General features: G+C 56.4%; 26 protein-coding genes. 8 read left to right on the forward strand and 18 right to left on the reverse strand.

The window, feature by feature from the left end:
- Window positions 1-52: 52 nt before the first annotated feature.
- The 5 genes from ATO67_RS03350 to ATO67_RS03370 all read right to left on the reverse strand — a co-directional run bounded on the left by ATO67_RS03350 (window position 53) and on the right by ATO67_RS03370 (window position 4,874).
- Entirely contained in the window at window positions 53-1,213 is a 1,161-nt protein-coding gene (locus ATO67_RS03350) for a glycosyltransferase (RefSeq protein ID WP_067645561.1), read from the reverse strand.
- A gap of 64 nt (window positions 1,214-1,277) precedes the next feature.
- Window positions 1,278-3,401: a catalase gene (katE, locus tag ATO67_RS03355; protein ID WP_103089226.1), complete on the reverse strand. Its 2,124-nt coding sequence runs from the start codon at window positions 3,399-3,401 to the stop codon at window positions 1,278-1,280.
- Between the two features lie 128 nt (window positions 3,402-3,529).
- Window positions 3,530-4,132: a general stress protein gene (locus tag ATO67_RS03360; protein WP_067644383.1), complete on the reverse strand. Its 603-nt coding sequence runs from the start codon at window positions 4,130-4,132 to the stop codon at window positions 3,530-3,532.
- A 42-nt stretch (window positions 4,133-4,174) separates the two neighbouring features.
- Window positions 4,175-4,525 carry a hypothetical protein gene (locus ATO67_RS03365; RefSeq protein WP_067644385.1) on the reverse strand — a complete coding sequence of 117 codons (351 nt, stop codon included), beginning with the start codon at window positions 4,523-4,525 and terminating at the stop codon, window positions 4,175-4,177.
- An 85-nt stretch (window positions 4,526-4,610) separates the two neighbouring features.
- Window positions 4,611-4,874: a hypothetical protein gene (locus ATO67_RS03370; protein WP_067644389.1), complete on the reverse strand. Its 264-nt coding sequence runs from the start codon at window positions 4,872-4,874 to the stop codon at window positions 4,611-4,613.
- 225 nt (window positions 4,875-5,099) lie between these two features.
- Here ATO67_RS03370 and ku (ATO67_RS03375) point away from each other — a divergent pair, with 225 nt between their 5' ends.
- Entirely contained in the window at window positions 5,100-5,891 is a 792-nt protein-coding gene (gene ku / locus ATO67_RS03375; RefSeq protein ID WP_067645563.1) for a non-homologous end joining protein Ku, read from the forward strand.
- 10 nt (window positions 5,892-5,901) lie between these two features.
- Here the strand turns inward: ku (ATO67_RS03375) and ligD are convergent, their stop codons facing one another.
- Genes ligD through ATO67_RS03390 form a run of 3 tightly spaced genes read right to left on the reverse strand, consistent with a single transcriptional unit; the run spans window position 5,902 to window position 9,487 of the window.
- Entirely contained in the window at window positions 5,902-8,382 is a 2,481-nt protein-coding gene (ligD, locus tag ATO67_RS03380; RefSeq protein ID WP_067644392.1) for a DNA ligase D, read from the reverse strand.
- 2 nt (window positions 8,383-8,384) lie between these two features.
- Window positions 8,385-9,224 carry a non-homologous end joining protein Ku gene (gene ku, locus ATO67_RS03385; protein ID WP_067644397.1) on the reverse strand — a complete coding sequence of 280 codons (840 nt, stop codon included), beginning with the start codon at window positions 9,222-9,224 and terminating at the stop codon, window positions 8,385-8,387.
- The gene (locus ATO67_RS03390; protein WP_067644400.1) at window positions 9,221-9,487 is read right to left on the reverse strand and encodes a hypothetical protein; all 267 of its coding nucleotides are present in this window, start codon (window positions 9,485-9,487) and stop codon (window positions 9,221-9,223) included. Before ATO67_RS03390 ends, ku (ATO67_RS03385) begins: the two co-directional genes overlap by 4 nt.
- A 171-nt stretch (window positions 9,488-9,658) precedes the next feature.
- Here ATO67_RS03390 and ATO67_RS03395 point away from each other — a divergent pair, with 171 nt between their 5' ends.
- Both ATO67_RS03395 and ATO67_RS03400 read left to right on the forward strand, forming a co-directional pair.
- Window positions 9,659-11,122 (forward strand): sensor histidine kinase, encoded by a 1,464-nt coding sequence (locus tag ATO67_RS03395; protein WP_157940995.1) that lies wholly within the window; start codon window positions 9,659-9,661, stop codon window positions 11,120-11,122.
- A gap of 3 nt (window positions 11,123-11,125) precedes the next feature.
- On the forward strand, window positions 11,126-11,497 hold the full coding sequence (locus tag ATO67_RS03400; RefSeq protein ID WP_067644406.1) for a response regulator: 372 nt from the start codon (window positions 11,126-11,128) through the stop codon (window positions 11,495-11,497).
- 446 nt (window positions 11,498-11,943) lie between these two features.
- Here the strand turns inward: ATO67_RS03400 and dps are convergent, their stop codons facing one another.
- The 6 genes from dps to ATO67_RS03435 form a co-directional block, all read right to left on the reverse strand.
- Complete coding sequence (gene dps / locus ATO67_RS03410; RefSeq protein ID WP_067644409.1) at window positions 11,944-12,432, reverse strand: DNA starvation/stationary phase protection protein Dps; 489 nt, start codon at window positions 12,430-12,432, stop codon at window positions 11,944-11,946.
- A gap of 114 nt (window positions 12,433-12,546) precedes the next feature.
- Complete coding sequence (locus ATO67_RS03415; RefSeq protein WP_067644414.1) at window positions 12,547-12,810, reverse strand: hypothetical protein; 264 nt, start codon at window positions 12,808-12,810, stop codon at window positions 12,547-12,549.
- Between the two features lie 123 nt (window positions 12,811-12,933).
- Entirely contained in the window at window positions 12,934-14,451 is a 1,518-nt protein-coding gene (locus ATO67_RS03420; protein WP_067644417.1) for a tripartite tricarboxylate transporter permease, read from the reverse strand.
- A 94-nt stretch (window positions 14,452-14,545) separates the two neighbouring features.
- Window positions 14,546-15,040, reverse strand: a complete 495-nt coding sequence (locus ATO67_RS03425) for a tripartite tricarboxylate transporter TctB family protein (RefSeq protein WP_067644419.1) — start codon at window positions 15,038-15,040, stop codon at window positions 14,546-14,548.
- Window positions 15,037-15,981, reverse strand: coding sequence for a Bug family tripartite tricarboxylate transporter substrate binding protein (locus ATO67_RS03430; protein ID WP_067644421.1), 945 nt, complete (start codon window positions 15,979-15,981; stop codon window positions 15,037-15,039). The genes ATO67_RS03425 and ATO67_RS03430 overlap by 4 nt, the downstream gene beginning before the upstream one ends.
- A gap of 242 nt (window positions 15,982-16,223) precedes the next feature.
- On the reverse strand, window positions 16,224-17,291 hold the full coding sequence (locus ATO67_RS03435) for an ABC transporter substrate-binding protein (protein WP_067645567.1): 1,068 nt from the start codon (window positions 17,289-17,291) through the stop codon (window positions 16,224-16,226).
- An 80-nt stretch (window positions 17,292-17,371) separates the two neighbouring features.
- On the opposite strand from ATO67_RS03435, the gene ATO67_RS03440 reads away from it, so the two are divergent.
- A complete protein-coding gene (locus ATO67_RS03440) occupies window positions 17,372-18,052 on the forward strand; it encodes a response regulator (protein ID WP_067645566.1) in 681 nt (226 codons plus the stop codon).
- A complete protein-coding gene (locus ATO67_RS03445; RefSeq protein WP_067644423.1) occupies window positions 18,049-19,437 on the forward strand; it encodes a sensor histidine kinase in 1,389 nt (462 codons plus the stop codon). Before ATO67_RS03440 ends, ATO67_RS03445 begins: the two co-directional genes overlap by 4 nt.
- A gap of 30 nt (window positions 19,438-19,467) precedes the next feature.
- Here ATO67_RS03445 and ATO67_RS03450 read toward each other — a convergent pair whose 3' ends face one another.
- The 4 genes from ATO67_RS03450 to hmuQ form a co-directional block, all read right to left on the reverse strand.
- Window positions 19,468-19,857: a hypothetical protein gene (locus ATO67_RS03450; protein WP_067644426.1), complete on the reverse strand. Its 390-nt coding sequence runs from the start codon at window positions 19,855-19,857 to the stop codon at window positions 19,468-19,470.
- 108 nt (window positions 19,858-19,965) lie between these two features.
- Window positions 19,966-20,850 (reverse strand): formyltetrahydrofolate deformylase, encoded by an 885-nt coding sequence (gene purU / locus ATO67_RS03455; protein ID WP_067644429.1) that lies wholly within the window; start codon window positions 20,848-20,850, stop codon window positions 19,966-19,968.
- A 188-nt stretch (window positions 20,851-21,038) separates the two neighbouring features.
- Window positions 21,039-21,566 carry a heme utilization cystosolic carrier protein HutX gene (gene hutX, locus ATO67_RS03460; RefSeq protein ID WP_425352178.1) on the reverse strand — a complete coding sequence of 176 codons (528 nt, stop codon included), beginning with the start codon at window positions 21,564-21,566 and terminating at the stop codon, window positions 21,039-21,041.
- 2 nt (window positions 21,567-21,568) lie between these two features.
- A complete protein-coding gene (hmuQ, locus tag ATO67_RS03465) occupies window positions 21,569-21,916 on the reverse strand; it encodes a heme-degrading protein HmuQ (RefSeq protein WP_067644432.1) in 348 nt (115 codons plus the stop codon).
- A gap of 179 nt (window positions 21,917-22,095) precedes the next feature.
- Between hmuQ and ATO67_RS03470 the strand changes: the two genes are divergently transcribed.
- From ATO67_RS03470 to ATO67_RS03480, 3 genes are read left to right on the forward strand one after another with little or no spacing between them, the layout of a single operon-like run.
- Window positions 22,096-22,971: a heme/hemin ABC transporter substrate-binding protein gene (locus tag ATO67_RS03470; RefSeq protein WP_106404894.1), complete on the forward strand. Its 876-nt coding sequence runs from the start codon at window positions 22,096-22,098 to the stop codon at window positions 22,969-22,971.
- Between the two features lie 32 nt (window positions 22,972-23,003).
- Window positions 23,004-24,059, forward strand: coding sequence for a FecCD family ABC transporter permease (locus ATO67_RS03475; RefSeq protein WP_106404902.1), 1,056 nt, complete (start codon window positions 23,004-23,006; stop codon window positions 24,057-24,059).
- Window positions 24,056-24,838: a heme ABC transporter ATP-binding protein gene (locus ATO67_RS03480; RefSeq protein WP_067644440.1), complete on the forward strand. Its 783-nt coding sequence runs from the start codon at window positions 24,056-24,058 to the stop codon at window positions 24,836-24,838. Before ATO67_RS03475 ends, ATO67_RS03480 begins: the two co-directional genes overlap by 4 nt.
- The last annotated feature ends 7 nt before the right edge of the window (window positions 24,839-24,845 follow it).

Consider the following 24,845-nt stretch of genomic DNA (forward strand, 5'->3'; position numbering starts at 1 on the left):
GCGTACTCAAACCGGGGGAAATAGGGTTTGTTCCTGAGCTATTGAAAACTTTCTAATGCTCTGAAATTCCCATGAATTTACGCAATTTCGTGACCGAATGTTGCCATGTCCAATCATCGAGAACGGCTTGTCTCGGGGAAAAGGTCGAGATGTGTTCCAGCATCGTAAGGATGCCCTCGTGAAACTGGTCGGCCGATGCAACGAGACCGGTCTGCGGAGTGATGTATTGAAGACCGCACTTGAGGTCGCTGTTGGCCAGCACCGGCAAACCGGCAAGCATATATTCGGTAATGATTGCTGGAGCGCCGTCATCGACACCACACACGACGCCGATTTTGGCCATATTCATCAAGCGGTTGATTTCAGAAAACGGTACGCCGGGCGGCCCGACGAAATCGACATTGATGTCCAGTTTCTGAGCGTGCCGTTGCAGATCGTTACTCATTTCGCCGTAGCCGAAGACGCATAATGCGCGGATAGACCGGGGGAGTTTCGCCAAGGCCTCGAAGAGAATGTCGTGACGTTTGTAGCTCTGTGCGGCGGCCACGTAGATGACATCGTAGGGTTTCTCGCCCTTGATTGGATAGAACATGCAGTCGGATGCGAACTCCGGTCCAATGGGCAGGACTGCAGTTTTTATATGTGAGTGGCGTTCGATAATCTCACGAGATTGCCATTCGGCACCTGTCAGGATCAAGTCGAAATGTCTGCTGACATCCGGCGGCACCCGCAGGGCAGGTGCGTCTATGGAATTATATATTTTATAGCTTTTCTGGCAGGCGTTTAGAATATCTTCCGATACGCCAAGTCCCCAAACGCATAGGATTTCGGGTGCGCCAAACGTATCGATGTAAGCCAGCATGTCATTGGAGCTGAAAGGGGCATCAGGCCCGTCCATCTGAAATGCCCGCCGGATGAGGAGGGGAGCCTTGCTCATATCTGGTGGCGGCAGATCACCGCCGCGCCAATGGGTCCAGATTTCAACGACATCCACAAGACCCGCTTTGACGCATGCGAGAGGAAGGCGCTCGATGTATCCACCCTCGACGTGGAAATCCGCAATGACCTCCGAGGCACGTGCTGGCCGACCACGGTTTCCACTTTGCCATTGATGTTTGAAGTGTTGGACGCTTGGAACTTCGTCGGGGAAAGTGCTGCCGTCCTGATAGTCGCTGATGACGACGAGGCGTCGTAGCTTCGGGTTTTGTGTCATCGCCGCGTTCCAGCCTGTCATCCAAAATCAAAAGCGCGACACCGGAATGTCGCGCTTTTCGTATTCATTTACTTTTAGGAGGCGCAGACGCTTTGCCAAGCTTTACCGATGGCTCGCGGCCCCAGACCCGTAAATCTGCGAGTTTCGAAACAAAATCCGTTGGGTCTTCATCCTGCGGCAATGCGATGACACCTTCATCGATTGCGTCCGCGATACCTGCTTTTTGAAGCAGGGGAGTAGCGGATTCGACGTAACCGATGAATTTACAGTGCTGGAAGGCATCTGCCACGAAGTCTCGCGCGGTCGCTTCATCGATCAGGTCGTCTATACCATCCGGCGAGGTCAGCAGAGCAACCGCGTCGAAGAGCACCGAAGGGCCGCCATCTATCATGTGGTGAGCCTTGATCATGCTGGCATCGGAGGCTTTGACGCCGCCAACCTTTGGAGCAATCAACTCGAACACGGCTTTTTCGGCAGTAATGGCGTCGGTCAGGGCCTTCAACATGCCAACATCGACACCATCCGTGATCAGAATGCCGAGCTTTCGACCTTCGAAACGCTTCGGACCATTGTTCACGATGCTGAGTGCGGGCGATGGGTCGAGATCCTGACGGGTTGGCATGGCAGCATCAGCGTGTTTTGGCATCGCCTCGAGGCCAAGCTTCTGCGCAACCGTTGCGGCCAGCGTTTCATCGATATTCAGCAGATGCGATACCATGCGTTCGCGGATCACAGGCATTTCGACCTTGCTGAGTTCGAAGGTCAAAGCCGCTGCAATGTGGCGCTGTTCTGCGCCTGTCTGGCTGATATAGAATTGCCGCGCCTGGCTGTAATGGTCTGCGAAGCTTTCAGGACGCAGGCGTGCCTTGGTGCCCTGTTCTTCTGCGGGAAAGTGGCGATATCCCTGAGTGGGCGATTCTCGCGGGCCTTCGCCATGCGAGTTCGGTTGGTAATTGACCCGGCCGACAGGGTTGCGCATGGCCATATGACCATCCTGCTGGAAATGTGCGAAAGGACACTTCGGCGCATTAATGGGCAAGTGGGTGAAGTTTGGACCGCCAAGGCGCTTCAACTGTGTATCGAGATAGGAAAAGTTGCGGCCCTGCAACAACGGGTCGTTGCTGAAATCGATACCCGGCGGCACGTTCTGGGTCATGAACGCAACCTGCTCTGTCTCGGCAAAGAAATTGTCGGGCATACGATCCAGCACCATACGACCGATGGCCTTTGGCGGCAGGATTTCTTCCGGGATGATCTTCGTGGGATCGAGAACGTCGAAATCGAAGTTATCGGCAAATTCCTGATCGAACAGCTGGACCTGCAGCTCCCATTCCGGGAAGTTGCCTGATTGAATGGAATTCCACAGGTCGCGACGGTGGAAATCCGGGTCGGCACCGTTGATCTTGACCGCTTCATTCCAAGCAACGGACTGGAGACCCAGCTTTGGCTTCCAGTGAAACTTGACGAAGGTGGATTCGTCCTTGTCGTTGACGAAGCGGAAAGTGTGGACGCCAAAACCTTCCATAAACCGCAGCGAGCGAGGGATGGCTCTGTCCGACATCGTCCACATGATCATGTTCATGCTCTCAGGCGTCAGGCTGATGAAATCCCAGAAATTGTCATGGGCCGTCTGCGCCTGCGGGAAGGCGCGGTCCGGCTCCTGCTTGGCAGCATGGATGAGGTCTGGAAACTTGATGGCATCCTGAATGAAGAAGACCGGAATGTTGTTGCCAACCAGATCCCAATTTCCCTCTTTGGTATAGGCCTTGACTGCAAAACCACGCACGTCGCGTGCCAGGTCGGCGGATCCCTTGTTGCCCGCTACCGTGGAGAAGCGCACGAAGACGGGCGTCTTTTCGCCCTTGCGCTGGAAGAGGTCCGCCTTGGTGTACTGCGCAAGCGAATCATAGTTTTCGAAATAGCCGTGAGCTCCATAGCCACGCGCGTGAACGACGCGTTCCGGTATCCGTTCGTGATCGAAATGGAACATCTTCTCGCGGAAATGAAAGTCATCTACGACGAGCGGACCACGCGCGCCGATCCGCAAAGAGTTCTGATCGTCCGAGACGGGGCCGCCTTGGGCCGTCGTCAGGACGGGTGTGTCTCCCTCCGCAAACTGGTGGAGTTCCCCACCCGATCCGCGTTGCATTTTCTGATCGTGGATGGTCACGATGTCGGTTTTCTGCATGGATTTTAGGGCAGCCGGTTTTTTGGCCATGGTGGTTCTCCTCATCGTTTCGATCTCGACTGCGTCAGCACGACCCAGACGTAGAAAGGCCGCCCGAAAGAGGCGGCCTCCTCACTCATCAGTCTGGCTTAGAGGCCGGGACGGCCGTAGCGGGTGCGCTCTTTTTCGATCTGTTCGGCATTGTAGGGATCGAGCGTATCGTCGAATTTTTCCCAACCCTGCTCATTATAGGCCACGCGGCGTTCAGACGGATCGACCCAGTTCGAGCGCTTGAGAATGGCTTCGGCTTCAGGCACCATAGCATCATCGACCTTTGCAGTGACGATGGTGCCGCCACGGCGCACGCCTTCGGCGTAGACATGGGCGTCTTCTTCAGAAACGCCGTTGTCTGTCATCGCGCCGACGATGCCACCGGCAGCTCCACCTGCGACAGCACCGGCAACGGCACCTGCGGCGGTGGCTGCAAGCCAACCTGCGGCGACGACCGGGCCGACGCCTGGGATCGCCATGATGCCGAGGCCGGTCAGAAGACCGCCCGCACCGCCGACGACGGCACCGATACCAGCACCGGTGCCAGCGCCTTCGGCGGCTTTCGATTCGTCGGTGTGATGGTTATCGGCGTTGTTGGAAACGATGCTGATGTCATCGGATGGTACGCCAGCAGATTCCAGGGCGTTAACCGCCGAGCGTGCATCTGAATGATCGTCGAAAAGTCCGGTAATGGTTTTCATATTATTTTCCTCGTATTTCGTTGGCATCATGCGATTGCGACGTTACTTGGCGACGACGTTGCCCTGGTAATCCATGGCGATCATAACGGCCTTGCCGTCCTTCATGGCTGCCGCCATCCAGATGCCCTTGTCGTCCTTCTTGAGATCCTTGACGTCAGAGAAACCGGCTTCTTCGATGCGGGTCTTTGCCTGCTCTTCGGTGAAGCTGTTTGCACCTTCGACAGGGGCCGTCGGGTTCTTGGTCTCCGGCGTTGCAACTGCTGGTGTGTTACCATCAGTGCTTGTCGCTGGAGCCGTCGTGGACGGAGCCGTCGTTGCAGGTGCAGTTGTCTGGGCAGCAGCTGTCAGGGCAGTAGCGCTCAACAGCGCTGCTGCAAGAATAATCTTCTTCATGGTGATTTCCTCTCATGCGGACCGTTCTTTACAGCTCCGTGGCTCAATAACCGTCCGTCAGACCATTCGTTCCATATTAGTGAAATTAAATGGACTTTGACGGCTGTCCTGTTTCGATCCTGACAGGGATTGCTTTGGAGGCAGGTGTCGTCGACAATTCGTCGTGATGGTCGATGGAAATCAACGTGTTGGCCTCTGGATAGTAAGCACCGATGGTGCCGCGGGGCAGGTTGTGAGCGCGCACGGAAAAGCCGCCCAGCTCTCGTCTCTTGCCATCTTCGAAATCACTGACCAGCGTGATTTCCTGGCCTTCATGCAGGCCAGCCGCAGCCATATCCTGCGCGCACATCAAGACCACATCTCTGGTTCCCTCAATGCCCCGGAAGCGGTCGGAATACTCGAATGGGCGCGCTCATGTCCCTAACAACTGCGACTTCTGGATTGTTCCAACGGCACTGATTTCAGGGCGCCGAATCTCATGCCCCTGCGTCAGACGATGTTTTCGTCGGTGTCGGCAACGATGTTGGCGCTGCGCCGTTTATCGGAAAAGCAATCAAAGAGGGAGTTCGCGGTCATGCCACGTCACGTTTTCTGGAAAGGACATCTACGGCTTTCTTTGGTTACGGCTGCGGTGTCCCTGACGCCTGCGACCACGGAAAGCGCTAAGGTCAGATTTCACATTCTGAACCGCAAGACCGGCAACCGTGTTGAAAGCCATTATGCCGACAGCACGACGCACCGCCGCGTGGCAGACAAAAATCAGGTCAAAGGATTTCCCAAGGAAGATAGCGGCTTCGTTTTGCTGGAAGACGACGAGATCGATGCTGTCGGGCTGGAAAGCACCAAAACCATCGATATCCAGACGTTCGTTCCCGCAGGCTCGATCGACTGGATATGGTATGACCGCCCGCATTTTCTGAAACCTGAAGACAAGATCGGTGCCGAGGCATTCGGCGTCATCAGGGATGCGATGAGGGCCAATAATGTCTCAGGTATCGCGCGGCTGGTGATTTATCGCAGGGAACATGCCGTCCTGCTGGAGCCTGCGGGCAATGGCATCATTTTATGGACACTGCATTACGCCGATGAGGTGCGCGAAAGCATCGATACGCTGGAGCCTAAAAAGAAACTCGATTCCGATCTCCTGTCACTGATGGAAAAGCGGATCGAGGAAAATACCATCGCGTGGAAACCATCCGTCACGCAGGACAAGGTTCAAAAGAAGATCAAGGCGCTGCTCAAATCCAAGGAAAAGAGTAAAACATCCTCGAAATCCAAATCCTCGCCTGCCAAAAAGAGTGGCGGCAACGTCATCAACATTATGGATGCTCTTAAAAAGAGCCTCGCCTCTGAGAAACGAGGCTGAGCGATTCTAACTATTTCGGCAGCGGTTGCGCGGCATCGAAAAAGCCTTTCCATGGGTCATTCTTCATCGCAGAAAGACGCGGTGCGATGTTGGTGACGGTGAAATAATCAGGACTGATCTGATCTGACAATTCGGACCATTCCAGCGGCATGGAGACAGCAGCTCCGGGTCGTGCTCTTGACGAGTACGGGGCAACGGCGGTGTTGCCGCGGCCGTTGCGAAGATAATCGATGAAAATGCGACCACGCCGCTTGGACTTGGTCGAGACGGCAATAAATTTGTCCCCGTCATCTTTCGCCATGCTGACAGCCATGGCTTTGGCGAATGCCTTCACCGCCGTCCATCCTGCCTGCGGCTTGAGAGGACTTACGACATGTAACCCTTTGCCACCGGATGTTTTGACGAAGGCCGCCAGCCCTGCATCCTCAAAACGCTGCTTCAGCTCAAGCGCCGCGCCAATGACATCGCTCCAGGTCACGTCTTCCCCGGGATCGAGATCCATGGTGATCATATCGGGCTTTTCCCAACTGCGCGTTGTCGCGCCCCAGGGGTGAATTTCCAGCGCTGCCGACTGAACCAGTGCCATCAGCCCGTCGAAGTCTGTGATGCGAATCAGTGGTTCGCCCCGCTTATCCTTGGGGTCCGCAATCTGGCCGATGGCTTTGTTGGTGCCACGCCACGGATGTTTCTGGAAAAAATGCGGTCCGTCTATGCCATCCGGGCAGCGAAGAAGGGCGAGCGGCCTGTCTACGATATAGGGTGCCATCAGATGCCAGACCTGCGCGTAATAATCGGCGAGACCTTCCTTCGTCACGCCGTCGTTTGGCCAATACAGTCGTTGCGGGTGGCTGAAAGTGACACTTGTTTTGGGGACAGGCTTTGCCGAACTTTGCGTATCCTCGCGATGGATATCTTTCGCATTCTTGTCCTCTCGAATACCCCGAAACGATGCGTGGCGCAGGTTGCCATCCGCAGACCACGTGCGAAACTCCACCTCCGCAACGATCTCCGGTTTGACGAAAATCAGGTCCCGTTTTGCCAGCGCGGTGAGTTTGTCGACAAACGGGCTCGATTTTTCCTTGAGAGGCTTCAGTGTATTGAACAGCGTTTCCGCGACATCTGCCGTAAAACCCGTTCCGACGCGTCCGACGTGGTGCAATCCATCTTTATCGTAGACACCGAGAGCCAGTGAACCGATGGCCTGATCCGAGGTGGATGACAGTGTAAAGCCAGCGATGACGAATTCCTGACGGCTGGAGCATTTGGACTTCACCCATTGTCCCTTGCGTCCGGAAAGATATTTGCTGCTTTTCTGTTTGGATATCACACCCTCTAGGCTCAGGCGGCAGGCGTGATCAAGGATCATCTCGCCGCTTGCCTCGAAATGCTCGCTATATCGCAAGACAGCATCGCCGGATGGCAGCAGCTTCTCGAGAAGATGCTTGCGCTCGATCAGCTCCGCGTTTTGAAGGCTTTGGCCATCCAGATGCAACAGATCAAAGGCATAATAGCGGAAGCGGTCCGTTCGACCACCGCTCAAGTCCTCTTGCAAGGCTGAAAAATCCGATGCGCCATTGTCGCGTTCCACGACGATCTCTCCATCGAGTATCGCATTTTGAACGGGAAGCGCGGTGAAAGCCTTGACGACCTCAGGGCCAAACTTTTCGGTCCAGTCCAACCCGCTGCGGGTCAGGAGTGACACTTTGCCATCATCGATCCGAACCTGAACGCGGTAACCGTCGAATTTGATTTCGTGCAGCCAACGGTCTCCTGCGGGCGGCTTGGGTTTGAGGGTCGCGAGGGCAGGCGGGATAAAATCCGGTAAGGCTGCCTTGCGTGCGCCTTTTGGAAAATCATGCGTCTGCTTGATGCCCGCAGCAGTTTCTGACTTCTTGCTGACCGGCTTGGAATTCCAAGTATCGTCAGGGTTTGCGGTCACGTCCCTGATATCGCGCCCCGATTTGACGGAGTTAGGCTCCTCCACCAGAATATCCTTGTCACCCTTCGAGCGGGCCTCTTCATCCTCTACCTTGATCAGCAGCCAGTTTTCGCGGGTCTCGCCGGGCTTTCCGTGCATACGAACCAGATGCCACCGGCCTCTCAGCTTTTCACCATCGAGGTCAAACTCCAGATGGCCTTTCTTGTATGCTTTTTTGGCGTCGCCGACGGGGTGCCACGTGCCCTTGTCCCAGAGGATCACCGTGCCACCGCCATATTGGCCTTTGGGGATGACGCCCTCGAAGTCGCCGTAGCTCAAGGGATGGTCTTCCACGTGAACGGCAAGCCGTTTGTCTTCCGGGTTGAGGCTGGGGCCACGCGTCACCGCCCAGCTTTTGAAGACACCACCCATTTCCAGCCGGAAATCGTAATGAAGCCTGCGGGCGTCGTGTTTTTGTATGACGAAAGACGAACCCTGAACCTCACTCTTGGTGCCGCGTGGCTCAGGTGTCTGGTCGAAACGGCGTTTCGAGTTGTAGCTTTGCAGGCCCATAGTCAACTCGCTTTTTTCGTTCTGGTCCCGCTGGCTGGCTTCCTGGCGGTTTTTTCAGCCGTACCCTTGCCTCCGGCAGCGCTGCGGCGCAAAGCCTCCTTCAAATCTACGACGTTGTCGCGCTTTTCCTCGACAGGCTTCTTGATCGGGCGGCCCTCGATTTTGGCTTTGACCAGCTCCGCCAGGGCATCGTTGTAACGATCGGCATAGTCCGCAGGATCGAATTTTCCGGCACGTTTCTTGATGATGTGGCCAGCGAGTTCCAGCATCTCATCATCGAATTTCAGGTCTGGAATGGATTTGAACGTAGTGTTCTGTGAGCGCACCTCGTAATCGAAGCTAAGCGTCGTCGCGATCAGCGCCTTACCGTGCGGGCGAATGATGAGGTTGCGGTTGCGACGAAACAGCACCGCCTCTGCAACGGCGACCACATTTTGCCGCTGCATGGCCTGCGCCAGCAGGCTCAAAGCGTCTTCGCCATCGCCATCGGTGGCGGCGAGGAAATAGGGGCGGTCGAAATAGAGCTTGTCGATGTTGTCGCACGCAATGAAGTTTTCGATGCGGATGATCTTGTTGCTATCGGGCATGAGCTCTGCGATTTCGTTACCCTCAACGATGACGTGGTCGCCATTGTCGAGTTCGAAGCCTCTCACCTGATCGGATTTTTCAACCTGCTCTCCGGTATCGCTGTCGACATATTGCCGCTCGACGCGGTTTCCTGTCTTTCGATTGACGATGTTGAACGAAATCTTTTCAGATGAGGTGATGGCGGAGTACAATCCAACCTCGCAGGCAAAATCCGCGAACTTGATGTGGCCTTTCCAGCTTGCCCGGCGTGTCATGAATGCGCACCTCCGTGCCGGGGTTCAAGTCGTAGATGTTTGATCGACCTGTCGATCATCCTGATGTCTTGTGCGGTCACGACGGGGATCGGGTCCGATGCCATCGCTTCCAGGACTTCGGGTGAAAGTCCACCATTGCGCATGACCCACTCCATCGCGTCGCGCGTTTCGCGCTCCGCTCGCAGCTGCGCGTGAAGCGCCAGTATCAACCGATCTCTGACGTCACACGATTTCTGATCCTGCTTCTTCGGTACTCGAGACATGAACCGCTCCTGCGCGATATTGTTGGATTGCTAATCTAACGTCTCCACATGCCCGTCGTTCCATGATTGGCGGCTCTTCTCAATCGTCCATGCGTTCGCTGGAGTCATCGTGGAACCAAATGCGAGCAGCCGAGTTGATGCGCTTGGGGCTAAAGACGTACGGGGACAGCTTTGAATTTTGTAGGCGGCGGTGAATGCGGAGACTTGTTCCGGAATTTTGCTTGGGATGATAGCCCTCTAGGCGTCCCAGATACCTGGCCGGTCGAACTTCAAACACTTGTCAACGTCATGCTCGGCTCCCTGCAACCCATGTTGATGGTGTGGGGCCCGGCGCAAATAACGCTTTATAATGATGGCTACGCGGCAATGTGCGGCAACCGCCACCCCGCATTCTTCGGTCATCCGTTTCGCGAGCTCTGGCACGATATCTGGGATGCCGTTGACCCGATCATTTCTGCGGCCTACGCCGGGCAGGGCACATCGATGGATGACATCGAGTTTATCATGCACCGCAAAGGTTATGCCGAGGAAACCCATTTCTCGTTTTCTTATACGCCTGTGCGAGATCAGGCGGGTGTTGTGCTTGGCATGTTTTGCGCCTGTTCTGAAATAACCGGTGAGATCATCGTCCGGCGTGAGCAGAAAAGCCTTCATGAGAAGCTGCTGCAAATATTCGAAATGTCGCCGGCAGGCATCGCCACACTGGGTGGCCCTGACCACATATTTGAATTTGCGAATGAAGAATATTATTCGATGATCGGTATCGGCCGCGATATCATTGGGAAATCCGTTGCAGAGGCCGTGTCCGAGGTGGTCGACCAAGGCTTTATCGACCTCCTTGATACAGTTTATAAAACCGGAGAACCCTTCGCGGCGAGAGCTATTCCCGTCGAGCTCAATCGCGGGCCTGATGGTGAGAAGCAAAAGCGGTTTATAGACCTTGTGTATCAGGCGATGCGTGCGCCGTCCGGTGACATTACGGGCATATTGGTACAGGCACAGGATGTAACGGAACGTCTGGCCGAGCAGAAGCACAGGGAACTGATATCGCACGAGCTTGGCCACCGGCTCAAGAACCAGTTGGCCATGGTTCAGGCAATCGCATCTCAAACGCTTCGTTCGGCAGAAAACCTGGATTCTGCGCGCAAAATACTGTCTGCTCGCATCGGAGTTTTGAGTGCCGCGCATGACACAGTCATACAGGGTGGCCTGGGAACGTCCACTGTCCACAAACTGGTCAATCAGATGCTTGAAGTTCACGACGATCCAATGGCGTCGCGATTTACAGTTTCAGGAGCCAACCTGCGCGTGGGTTCACGCCCGTCCCTGTCTCTTTCATTGATCATGCACGAGTTGGCCACGAATGCGGTCAAATATGGAGCGCTGTCGGTGCCAGATGGCAAGGTGGATATTCGTTGGCATATTATTGGTGAAGCCAAAGACAGATTCGAGCTTGTCTGGACGGAAATCGGAGGCCCGGAAGTCGCGGTTCCGGAACGTGTCGGTTCCGGCTCACGGCTTATCAAGGCTGGTCTCGCTGGCGCCGCCAATGGGCGCGTCGATATTTTGTACGATGCCCGTGGTCTGCGTTGCGTGATCTCAGCCGACCTTGCCAGTTTTCAGCAGGAGCATTGATCGATGCAACCGCCAGCACGACTTCTCATCGTTGAGGACGACGGGCTCATTCGTCTCGATCTGGTTGACATGGTTTCGGATCTCGGATTCCTGGCTCAAGAGGCAGCAACAGCTGATCAAGCGGTCGAGATGCTGGAAACTGAAGTCCGTATCGACGCTATTCTGACAGATATCGATATGCCCGGCTCGATCAATGGGCTGGGGCTTGCCAATGTAGCACACCGGCGCTGGCCGGACATCAAGGTCGTCGTAATCTCAGGCAGATACAATCCCGCCGACGGCGTGTTGCCACCGGGGGCGGTTTTTCTAACGAAACCGGTCTCCCCCGATCTCATCGAAAAGGCACTGATGGACGTAGGTCTGCCTCTGTACTGAACGATCTCCACTGCCGTGGCCTGAAAGTAACGGCTGCAAACCATCTGCATTTTTGACAAAAATAATCATTGAAAATTCGTTAAAATCTGATTCGACATGCGATTCGATCAGGTGTAAAAGATAATTGTTCATGGAATGAGTACTGATAATTCGCATCTTTCAGGAGGATGAGCCTTGTCGTACGTGGCTTTTCAACGTGTGGGTACACAATTGTCTCCCCAGCAGGTCACTGATCTTCAGACTATATTTGATGGCGTTTGTTTTGAATGCCTTGAAGATCGGAGCAGTCAGGTGGCGAATAAATGCGCGGCAGTTCTGATTAGAAGTGCCCAACGCGGCATTCTGGATCATGATATGCTTCGCGACATAGGTAAGGCGGTTCTGCGCCCCCACTAATCAGATTGAGACAGTCCAAGCGCCCGGTTTCCCGGGCGCTTTTGTTTTGGTCAGCTCTTTTCCTGGATATGGGCTTCAAGAAACCAAAGCGATTTGTCGAGGTCGCGTGACGCAGCCGTGAAAATGTCGGCTGTGTTCGGGTCGCCTGCATCGTCCGCCTCATCGACAGACTTTCGAATAAGATTGGCGACGTCGCCGTAACGTTCTATCAACTCGTCCAGATGGTCCTGGATTTTGAAAATGTCCGTTGGATAGGCTTTGAGTTTCGACGTCGATGTAACCGACTGTACGCTTCCTAGCGCTGTGCCACCCAATTGGACGGCGCGTTCCGCAATCGTATCGCTGTGCTTATCCAGCTGACTGCGGAAGGTATCAAGCAACTCGTGGATGGCTATGAATTGCGGGCCTTTCAGGTTCCAGTGAGCCTGCTTCGTTACCAGAGAAAGGTCGATAACGGAGGCAAGGGCCTCGTTCAAGAGCCCTATGACGGTCGCTTTGGTATTTGAAGGTAGATCGTTTCGGGTCTTATGAGTTCTCATGTCGTTCTCCTGAAACGCGATTATGTTCTGATTTTTAAACGTCCGGGAAATCAACGACTTGGGGCGTCAGTCGTTCCATTATCTGTGATGGAAAATATATATTCTTTACGAAATCTAATTATCTGGCGGGACATCGCTCATGATCACACGGTTCATCAAGATGAGGGAGCGGTCTGGTGCGATACGATAAGTTTCGTATGCCCGGCGCCCGTCTCCCATGCTGAAGTCGTGACTGAAGGTGCTGCCTATGGGAGATTTGGTCAGTTTGGTCCTTGGCTGACCATTATAGGTAATGCTGCCCGGAATGGGCTCTATAGCGTTTGAAGCTGTTGTGCATGACGCAAGCGCCACAACGAAAAGCATGGCCAGTTTGCGCATGATATCTTTCCCAGATGTTGTCTAACTATTGTAAAGATAACGGCATCCTGTCTGTTCCATCGCGGCCATAAAAAAGCCCCGCACTCTTTCGAATGCGGGGCAGGCCCTTGGGAGGGAGCTTGATCAGTCTTCGTTGGCAGCAAGCTGTGTCAGCACCTGTCCGCGACCGCGAATGCGCATGATGAGCGGCACGAAGAAGGCCGCGGCTGCAACGGCAAACAGGGCCACTGCAATCCAAGACGTGAACAGTACGGATGGATCGCCCTGGCCGATGGCCAGTGCACGGCGTAACTGCTGTTCGGCCAGTGGTCCGAGGATGAGGCCGACGACGGCAGGCGCAATCGGGTAACCGAAGATGCGCATGACATAGCCGAGAATGCCAAAGGCGAGCAGCATGCCGAGTTCGAAGACCGACGGGTTCGCGCCGATAGTGCCAAGCGTCGCGAACAAGAGAATGCCGGCATAGAGCCAAGGCTTGGGAATGGTCAGCAGCTTTACCCACAGGCCGATCAGCGGCAGGTTGAGAACCAGCAGCATGAGATTGGCGATGAACAGGCTTGCGATCAGACCCCAGACGAGTTGCGGATTGGTCGCGAACAGAAGCGGGCCGGGCTGAAGGCCAAACTGCTGGAAACCGGCCAGCATGATGGCGGCTGTTGCCGTCGTTGGCAGGCCGAGCGTCAGCAGTGGAACCAGTGTACCGGCGGCAGATGCGTTGTTGGCCGCTTCGGGACCCGCGACGCCTTCGATGGCACCGTGGCCGAATTCTTCCGGGTGCTTCGACAGCTTCTTTTCTGTTGCGTAGGACAGGAAGGTGCCGATTTCAGCGCCACCTGCTGGCATCGCGCCAATCGGGAAGCCGATTAACGTGCCGCGCAGCCACGGCTTCCAGGACCGTGCCCAGTCCTGCGCGCTCATCCAGACAGACCCCTTGACGGCTTCGACCTTTTCGTCGCCGCTCTGGCCCTGCGCCACGATGAACAGTGTTTCGCCGATGGCGAACATGGCGACGGCCAGTGTTGTGACTTCCACACCGTCCAGCAGGTCGGGAATGCCGAAGCTCATGCGCGTCTGGCCGGTCAACTGGTCGATGCCGACAATGGCCAGCGTGAAGCCGATGAACAGAGAAGTGAGGCCGCGCAGTGCGGAATCACCAAATGCCGATGACACGGTGACGAAGGCCAGCACCATCAGCGCGAAATATTCGCGGGGCCCGAAGACCAGCGCCAGCTTGACGATGTAAGGGGCAACGAAGGCAAGGGCGATGGTCGCTATCAGGCCGGCGACGAAAGAGCCGATGGCAGCAGTGGCAAGTGCCGGTCCTCCGCGCCCCGCTCGGGCCATCTTGTTGCCCTCCAGCGCGGTGACGATAGAGGCGCTTTCGCCGGGCGTGTTCAACAGGATCGACGTGGTCGAGCCACCATACATACCGCCGTAATAGATACCGGCAAACATGATCAGCGATCCGGCAGGATCGAGCCGGTAGGTGACGGGCAAAAGCAGTGCGACAGTCAAGGCCGGACCGATGCCGGGCAAAACGCCGACAGCGGTGCCGAGTGTGACGCCGATCAACGCATAAACAAGGTTCATAGGTTGCGCGGCAACCGCCAGACCCTGCAGCAGAAATTCAAAAGTGCTCATGGACAGTTGTCCCCCTGTCGGGTGAAGCCTTTGCTGCGCTTAAAATGCGGGCGCGAAGGTTTCATATCTTGTTGTTTATCGAGTGGATCGGCCGTTAGAAAAACAGCCGTTCCAAGGGACCAGCGGGCAGCGACAATTGCAGCAATTGCGCAAAGATCACCCAGATGATGAAGCTAAAAACGATACCGATGGGGATCGAATACCAGAGCTTGCGTTTGCCGAATGCGCGTGCCGTGAAGGCAAAGAGCAGGCCTGTTGCAATCGAGAAACCAGCGATTTTGAGCAGCAGCATCTGCGCGGCAAGACCGGCAATGACCCAGAAGACGGGTCCCATTTCCTGTCGGTCGCGGGTCGGAAACTCATTGCGCCATGCTTCGAACCCGGTCCAGATGGCCAGGCCGATAAGACAGAAAGCAATGGCGTAAGGAACGGTTGCCGGGCCGACCGGAGAATAACCGGCTACACTGGCAAGCCTCGCCGAATCCCAGAAAATAACGGCTGCAATCGCCACCAGAAAAACGGCGATCGCGAACGCCGCCCAATCAGGGCGGCGCTTTGTGGGTTGGGAAGGGGATGAACCCTGGCTCATTTTACCAGTCCGATGTCTTTGAGAATGGCTTCTGTGGAGGCAGTGTCTTTTGCAAGCTGCTCCTTGAAAGCATCACCTGCAAGATATGTGTCCATCCAGCCCTTGGTCTTCAGCGTTTCCTGCCACTTGGCAGATTTCGCCAGCTTTTCGATATCGGCACCAACGGCCTTTTCCTGCTCAGGTGTCAGGCCTGGAGGAGCGGCAACCATGCGCCAGTTCTGGATCACGACGTCGAGGCCGCTTTCCTTCAATGTCGGTGCATCGATACCTTCAAGCTTCTGCTCGCTGGAAATCGCCAAAATACGAACCGTTCCGGCCTTAACCTGGCTTTCGAACTCACCGTAGCTGGAAATGCCGGCTGTTACCTGCGCGCCGAGAATGGAAGCAAGAGCTTCACCGCCGCCGGAGTACGCGATGTAGTTGATCTTGGTTGGATCAACGCCTGCTGCCTTGGCAATCAGGCCAGCTGTGATGTGGTCAGTGCCGCCAGCCGAACCGCCGCCCCAGGACACGCTGCCCGGATCCTTCTTCAGCTGCTCGATGAGCTGGCCGATGTTTTCGATCGGCGACGAGGCAGGAACGACGATGGCTTCATATTCGCCGGTCAAACGCGCGATAGGCGTGACTGCGCTCAGCGTAACGGGTGCCTTGTTGGTGAGAATAGCGCCGACCATGACGTAACCGCCGACGATCAGAGCATTCGGGTTGCCCTTCTGTTGGCTTGCAAACTGTGCAAGGCCGATCGTGCCGCCAGCGCCGGGAACGTTTTGAACCTGAACGCTCTTGGAAATGCCTTCTTCCTGCAACACGGTCTGCAAGGACCGTGCCGTCTGGTCCCAGCCGCCGCCGGGATTTGCCGGGGCGATGATGGTGTAGTCGGCTGCTGCCGCGGGAAATGCAATTGCGCCTGCGAGAAGCGAAGCGATGAGGAAATGCTTCAAAGTGAACCCTCCTTGTATGCCGTTTCGGCATGTTGTTGTGATCGCGGAAGGGGCGCGCACGGACGACATCAAGGGTGGCAATCAGCGACCCGAACCATCTGTCCTGTGAGACTTTCCTCCCGCTTCTTCAGTCCGCCTCCACGGATGAACGAAGAATTGCACAGCACCATAGAAAGCTGTCATCTAACTGACGCTCGGCAACTCCTCAGCACATTTACTGTCTATTAATTTTTGAAAGGCGTCTACTGGGCGCGTAAAGCTTCGTTCCAGCGCTCTATGATGCGCGCGCGCTTGACCTGATCGAGATAGACCATCAATCCCGGACTGACCGGAACGGGCCGCAACTGCGCGCCGTGGATGGCCTGCATCATATTTGCGGTGTTCTCGCCCGCCACATCGGGGCTGACGGCCGGTATCTGCAACTGCCGCGCCATGATGGTCTGGCCTTCCTTCGACATGAAGAATTCCAGATAGCGGCGGCCAAGCTCCGCATTTTTCGCCGCCTGCGGCACCAGCCCGATGCGTGACATCACGACGGTGTAATCCTTGGGCAGTACGATACCGACATCGGGATGGCGCGAAGCCCAATCCGCCGCGTATGAACCGAGAATGTTGTAGCCAAGGATAAAACGACCATCCGAAATACGGTCCAGAATGGCGGAACTGGTGGAGTAAACCTTCACGCCCGCCGTGCCCATGCTTTTGATGACGTTCCAGATATCGCCGAACTGCTCCTGATCCCGCGACATGAACAGAAAGCCAACGCCAGAGCGTTCGATGTCATAGGTTGCAATGCGCCCATGCACCTGCTTGGCATGGCGCTCCAGATAATCCACGAATTCGGCGCGGCTGGCCGGGGGCTTTTCGGTCTGGAAGCTGGGCTTGTGATAGACGAAGACGGCGGGCTCGAAAGTTAGCGCGTAGGCCGTGTTGCGCCAGTTGGCCCAGGCGGGCCAGCGCGCGCTCATGGGCAGATCGGACCGCTGGGCGTAACCGTCATTGCTGAGTTTGACCTGAAGATCCATGGCGGAGGAGAAGGCGAAATCAGCGGTTTTTTTGCCCGCATCCGTTTCGCTCACGATGCGGTCGTAAATCTCGCCGGTGAGCATATCCTCGTAGGAGACAGCCACGTCAGGGTTGGCTTTCTGGAAACCTTCGATCATCGGCGTTGCCAGTGGTTCGTCAAGGGACGAATAGACAATGAGCGTTTCCGCATCCGCTTTGCCGGAGCGCGCGGGAAAGATCATCGGCTGCGCCTGCAAAGCGTTTGCAGTGGCAAAGAAAAGACAGAGGTGAAGAAGAATACGCATGGAAAGATCATGCCGCAGCCTCTTGCCATTCACAAGACGGCATCGCTTCGATAAATTTCCCGCAAATGGAGGGCGTCAGCTTGCGAATTCTGCTGGTTGAGGACAATCAGGTTCTGTCGGAGGGGCTGTCTGCGCTGTTGCGTGGAAGTGGCTATGCCGTGGACGTTGTTTCCGATGGTGCGTCTGCCGATGCCGCGATCGCTGCCGAAAGTTTCGATCTCGTCATTCTCGATCTCAACCTGCCGGAAATGGACGGCATCGATGTGTTACGCTCCATGCGGGCGCGCCAGGACAAGGCGGCTGTGTTGATCCTTACCGCACGCGGCACACCGGAAGAGCGCGTTAAGGGGCTGGACCTCGGTGCCGACGACTACATGATCAAGCCCTTCGACATTACAGAATTCGAGGCGCGGGTGAGGGTGCTTCTGCGCCGCAATGCCGGGCTGCGCTCGTCGCTGGTCAGTTTCGGCAAGGTTTCTTTCGATCTGACATCACGCACGTTTTCCGCCGAAGGTTTCCCGCTCGATATTCCAGCACGCGAGGTCGCGCTGTTGGAAGTGTTGTTCATGCGTGCCGGAAAAGTGGTGGCCAAAGAAGCCATCGTGCAATCTCTGACCGGTTTCGATGACGAGCTTTCCGGCAATGCCATCGAGCAATATGTCAGCCGTCTGCGCAAACGTCTCGGGCCGCATGGGCTGACGGTAAAGACGGCACGGGGTATTGGTTACTACCTTGAGAAATTGCCGGAGATGGCGGAATGAAGCAAGCCGCCTATTCGTTGAGGCGGCGTCTGCTTGGCTGGCTTCTGATTTCCACGGCGATCATTGGCTGCATCGCGCTGGCCGATACCTACCGCGAAGCCACCAATACCGCAAATATCGTCTCCGATCGCGTCCTCTCCGGCTCTGCTCTTGCGATTGCCGAGCGCGTGGTGGTGTCCGAAGACGGATCGCTGGAGGTCGATATTCCCTATGTCGCGCTTGAAATGCTGACATCGGCGGCGCAAGACCGGGTGTTTTACCGTGTCGATGGACCGAATGGTCAGTTCCTGACAGGTTATCAGAACCTGCCTTCAGTGGAAAAGGCGCGCAGTGACGCGCCGATTTTCGTGGATGCCGAATTTCGCGGTGAGCCCATTCGTGTCGCGGCCATCGAGCGTTTTGCATCGACGGGGGTCAATTCCGTACCGTTTACCGTGACCGTTGCGGAAACCACGATTGCGCGTAGCCGGCTGGCACAGGCCATCATCCTTCGTTCTGCGCTGCGTCTTCTTTTCATGATTATCGGTGCTGCCATCATCGTGTGGATTGCGGTGACGATCTCGCTGCGCCCGCTGTACCGACTGAGCGAAGCCATCGATGAGCGGAGCCCTAACGATCTGCACCCCATCCGCCAATCGGTTCCGGTGGAGGTTGAAAACCTCGTAGAGACCGTCAATTCCTTTATGGTGCGGCTGCAGTCGGCACTCGATGCGCTGAGGCATTTTACCGGCAATGCCAGTCATCAGTTGCGAACGCCGCTTGCGATCATCCGCACCCAGCTTGCGCTTTCGGCACGTGCCTCGACCTTGCAGGAAGCACAGGCGGCGGCCCACAAGGGTGACGCTTCGGTGGCCCATGCCGAACACATTCTGGCGCAGCTTTTGCGCATGGCGAACATCGATGCGGCGGGGTCGGGCGAAAAACAGAGCCTTGTCGAAGTCGATCTCGTCTCACTCGCGCAATCGGTGACAGCCGATTACGTTCCCATTGCCGCAGAGGCGGGCATCGATCTTGGTTTCGAACTGGTTGAAACAGCCAGCATTCCCGCAGAGCCGCTTCTGCTGGGTGAATTGCTGGGTAACCTCATCAGCAATGCCATCGCTTATGCAGGGCGCGGCGCGGAAGTGACGGTCAAGGTCGGGAAAGTCAACGGCATGGCTTTTCTGGAGGTAGAGGACAATGGTCCTGGTATTTTTGCGGAAAAGCGGGATGTCGTGCGTCAGCGGTTTGCCAGAGGCGATGGGAATGCAGCACCCGGTGCGGGCCTCGGGCTTTCGATCGTTGAGGAAATTGCAGCTCTGTTTAATGGACGGCTCTTGCTGCAAGACGCGTCCAGTGGACGTGGTTTGAAGGCAACCGTTCAGTTCTCGCGAAACGGCGCATGATTGCGCCGTTTCTGCTCGTAATACGCAAAATTACTCGTTAATCTTGTCAATCAGCTGCATCATAATGTCAGCGCAAGCCTTCATTGGCTCGTCATCAGCACATTTGATGTCGATCTTAGTTTCGCCCTGTTCCAAGCGGAAATGTGCGCCCTTCGATGGCGGTGGCGGTGGTGGCATCATCATCCGCTCACGCGGCCCGCCTTCTCTTGGTCCACCGTCTTTGGGCCCCCAATGGCCGGGTGGCGGAGGAGGAGGGGCATCGGCTCTTTGACCGGCACCTGGTGGCGGCGGTGGTGGTGGTGGCACGTCGGCCTGTTGACCTGCATCAGGCGCACCTGGGGGTGGTGGCGGAGGCTGCTGGGCAAACGTCGAACCTGCCGCGAGGAAAAACGCGGCACCGGCAATAATCAGCTTTTTCATGAGGGGAACCTCTGGTGTTTGACAACATGGTAAGAACTGCTGCGTCAGGCAGTCGGTTGCTCGTCACCAAAAATAAAGTTCGACGGTTCTCATGTATTTCGGGAAATTTTACCCCATCCGCTCTGACGCGTAGGAGCCGGGGCTTGGCGGAAAGACAACCGTGCGGCTGCCGTTGATGAAGGTACGGTGATGGATGTGGGCGTGGATAGCGCGGGCCAGCACCTGGCTTTCGACATCGCGACCCAGCGACACGTAGTCTTCGGCTGACTGCGCGTGGGTGACTCGAACCGTGTCCTGCTCGATGATCGGACCCTCATCGAGATCGGCGGTGACGTAGTGCGCTGTCGCGCCGATCAGCTTTACGCCGCGCTCATATGCCTGCTTGTAAGGGTTGGCGCCTTTGAAGCTCGGCAGAAAAGAGTGATGGATATTGATGATGCGACCAGACATCTTGCGGCACATTTCGTCGGAGAGCACTTGCATGTAACGGGCCAGCACCACAAGCTCCGTGCCGCTGGTTTCGATCAGGTCGATCAGTTGCGCTTCTGCTTTCGGCTTGTTGTCCTTGGTAACCTTGATGTGGTGGAAGGGAATGTCGTGGTTGACGACGACTTTCTGGTACTCGAAATGGTTGGACACGACGCCAACGATATCGATCGGCAGCGCACCGATCTTCCAGCGATAGAGCAGATCGTTCAGGCAATGGCCGAAACGCGACACCATCAACAGCGTCTTGGTCCGCTCGCCATCGCTGTAGATATTGGCATCCATGCCGAACTCTGCCGCAATCGGCGCAAAGCCCGCATTCAAGGCTTCCATGGTTTCGCCTTCCTCGGAAATGAAGGAGACCCGCATGAAGAATTTGCCGGTTTCGAGGTCATCGAACTGGGAGCTATCGACGATGTTGCAACCCTTGCCCGCCAGATAACCCGATATGGCAGCGACAATGCCGCGCTTGGATTGGCAGGCTACGGTCAAAACATAGGTCGTCATAGGTTTTCCCTCATCATGTGTCGCAACGGCCTATAGCGCAGGTCGAGAGTGGCGCAAAGCTTCTCGTGCTTTACCAAGGCCTTGAATTGATAAGGCATCACGGGATGGTCGAGACATGCCGGAAGCGACATTCGATGTTCAAAGGAAAAGCCGCCATCAGAATTATGATAGCGGCTCACACCATTTTTTCAGGAGAGGAAGCTGTTACGCAACGCTTCAAATTTCGTCAGTTGATCCGCCAGCAATTCCTTGTTCTCGTCACGGCGCACGAAGAGCTTGAACATGGCGCTGCCGCCTGCATTCATGAACCACACAGACAGTGACCGACGTCCATGAAATTCACGGTCGATGAAGGTGATCGACGCGCAGTTGTCTTTCTTGATATGTCCACCAATGGGACTGTCGCCGTGGATGTTGAACCAGCCATGCCCCTCGGTTCCCTCGGGAAGGTGGCCGGGGACTTCGAAAACGATATCCGGTGTCTGGACGATCATCAGAACTTCGCCCCAGGAGCGCAACTCGTCCCAAATATCGTTAAACTTTTCGGCAGGAGCGGAAACAGCTGCACCATGCGGGAGAAGCGCCAGAATTTCCGCTGGCGTCACTTCTGCCTTGGCGGCAATGGCTTCCACCACGCCATCGGGCTTTTCTGCAAGGGCTGCTTTCGCGCGCTCCAGCCGCCCGTCGCTCTTCTCGGCATTCAAGCTGATGGTCATACTCAAGCCGCAACCGGGTGGTCTTGCCCGTCCTTGCCTTCATGAATGATGACGTCGAAGCCCTCGAAATGCGGGCCGGAGAGATATTCGACCTTGCCGCGATTGTTACCGGCATTGGCGTGGGCGGCGCGGAACTGCTCGGACTTCGTCCATGCGGTGAAATCGTCCTTCGTGGCCCAGACAGTATGAGAGGCGTAGAGCGTGTGATCGTCAGCCTTCGCACCCTTCAGCATATGGAATTCCAGATAGCCGGGCATTTCGGCCAGATGACGCTTGCGCTCGCGCCAGATGGTTTCGAACGCTTCTTCAAAGCCCGGCACGACACGGAACCTGTTCATGGCAATAAACATCGATTGTTTCCCTTTTAATTGGCGGTACCGGAACTGGCGCCGCTACCCTGAACGACGGAAATATAAAAGATAACGAAAATAGTCAACTTATCGGATTGTGCGTTTTATAAAGATGTGCAATCAACTCAAGTTATATGGCGTGCAGGCTGTAGCGCGCCGCATTGTTCAGGATTCACATCATGCCGTTTTCACTTCGCTCACTTGGTTTCTTTGCCGTTATGGCGCTTTCGCCACTCACGGCCCACGCGTCGGATATGGGTAATCCGGAGGCGAAGCGGATCGTTGCACTTGGTGGCACGGTGACGGAAATTCTGTATGCGCTGGGTGCCGGAGATCGCATCGTGGCCCGTGACTCGACCAGCAGTTTTCCCGCTGACGCGCTGTCCAAGCCGGATGTCGGTTACATGCGGGCGCTGTCTTCTGAAGGGATTCTGTCGCAAAAGCCCGATCTGATCCTGTCGGAAGACGGCTCCGGCCCTGCCGATGTGATCGGCATTTTGAAGGCCAGCGAAGTTCCGATGGTGACCGTCGATACGCCGCCGGAAGGCAGCGCCATTGCCAAGAAAATCGAGGATGTCGGGGCCGCTGTCGGCCTTGAAGATAAGGCGAAGGTGCTTGCAGCGCAGGTCAATTCTGACCTCGTTACGCTCGCCAAGGATGTTGCTGCCGTTGGCAGCCAGAAAAAGCGTGTGCTTTTCGTTCTCTCCACCGCCGGTGGGCGCATCATGGCCGCCGGCAAGGATACAGAGGCGGCAGCAATCATTGAAATGGCTGGCGGCATCAATGCCGCTCAGGAGATTACCGGCTACAAGCCACTGACTGACGAAGCCGTGATCGCGGCCGCCCCGGATGTGGTCTTGACCATGCAACGCGGTAATCATGCGGAAAACCCCGATGAGGTCTTTGCGCTTCCCGCCTTCCAGTCCACCCCGGCTGCGGCTTCCAAGTCGCTGATCAGCATGGATGGACTTTATCTGATCGGCTTTGGCCCGCGCACGCCCGCTGCCGGTCGTGAACTGGCTGCCAAGCTCTACCCAGAAATCGTGAAGCCGTGAGCGTGTTGGCTGTGACCGAGGTCGCAGATCCCATGCCGGGCGACCGTTCCCGCAAGGGTGTCATCACTCTTGTCTATTTGTGTGTGTTTCTGGTGTTCGCCTGCTTCGTGTCGCTGTCCAGCGGGCCGACTGGCGTGGGGCTGCATGAGTTGTGGCTGTATTTCACCGGCCATTCTCAGATCATGGAGCCTCGCGATCGGGTTATCCTCGAAGCGGTGCGCCTGCCGCGCACAGGGCTTGGTCTCATGATCGGTGCGGCATTGGCTGTCTCCGGTGCCATGATGCAGGGCCTGTTTCGCAACCCGCTTGCCGATCCTGGCCTCGTCGGCGTTACCTCCGGTGCGGCCCTTTTTGCCGTGGCTGCTCTGGCGCTGGGTGGCGGTCTGCTCGCGCCTTTATCTGCATTGTTTGGCGTTCATTTCCTGCCGCTGATGGCGTTCATGGGCGGGTTGATGAACACGTTGTTGCTCTACATGATCGCGACGCGAAACGGCGCGACATCGACCACGGTTCTGATCCTTGCCGGTATTGCCGTAGCCGCACTCAGTGCTGCCTTAATGGGGCTGATGATTTTTATGGCCGATGACCGCGCCTTGCGCGACATCACCTTCTGGAGCCTTGGTTCGCTGGGTGGCGCGACGCCTCTCAAGATATGGACGACTTTGCCCTTCTTCGTCGTCATCATGGCCAGCATGCCGTTCGTCTCGAAAGGGCTGGATGCGCTGATCCTGGGGGATGCCGCCGCATTCCATATGGGCATTCCGGTGCAACGGCTGAAACGCCTCGTCATTCTAGCCGTTGCCGCAGCCTGCGGGGCAAGCGTCGCGGCCGCGGGCTCCATCGGTTTCGTTGGCATCGTCGTGCCGCATCTGCTGCGGCTGGTCATCGGTTCGTCGCACCGCTTCCTCCTGCCTGCATCCGCCATTGGTGGGGCGGGGCTGCTGCTGCTGGCGGATAGTTTTGCGCGGACCGTGGCGGCACCCGCCGAATTGCCGATTGGTGTCGTCACCGCACTCATCGGCGCCCCGGTCTTCCTGTTTCTGCTGCTGGGCCGTGGCAACGGGCTTGGTTTGAGGAATGTGTCATGATTTCCACGCGTGGCGTGACAGTCGTTCGTTCTGGGCGCAGATTGCTGGATGATGTCTCGATCGAGCTCAATCCCGGCACATTCAGCGTCATCATCGGCCCCAATGGTGCGGGTAAATCCACCTTGATGAAGGTGCTGTCCGGCGAGATGCGGGCAGATGCTGGGGATGTTGTCTATAACAAGGTCGATGTTGGCGTCTTCAAGCCTGCGCAACTGGCGCGTCTGCGCGCTGTGTTGCCACAAAGCACCGTGCTGTCGTTTCCGTTTACCGCGCTGGAAATCGTGCGCATGGGCGCAGTGGCGCAGGGATCGCTAGAGCCGGAGGAACAGGCAAGGCGGGCGCTGGCAAAGGTCGGCCTCTGCGGGTTCGAAGGTCGATCCTACAACATGCTGTCAGGCGGTGAGCAGCAGCGGGTGCAGTTCGCCCGCGCTCTGGCGCAAGTGCCTGACGCTGTGGAGAATGGCGAGGCGAGGGCGCTTTTATTGGATGAGCCAACGTCGAGCCTCGATCTCGGCCACCAGATTTCCGTGCTTGAGACCGCGCGCGATTTTGCGCTGGCTGGTGGCGCGGTGCTTGCGGTTCTGCACGATCTCAATCTCGCTGCCGAGTTTGCCGATCAACTTATCGTCATGCGCCGTGGACAGATCACGGCCTGTGGGCCATCGCTGGAAACCATCAATGATGAAACGATTGCCCGGGTCTATGGCATTGGTGGCACGGTGGGGCGTATTCCGGCACGGCACATCCCCTATGTGTTACCGCAATCGCGGCATCGCTGAAATCAGA

Origin of the sequence: Agrobacterium bohemicum (genome assembly GCF_001562555.1) — a bacterium.
In the GTDB taxonomy this organism is placed as follows: Bacteria; Pseudomonadota; Alphaproteobacteria; order Rhizobiales; family Rhizobiaceae; genus Agrobacterium; species Agrobacterium bohemicum.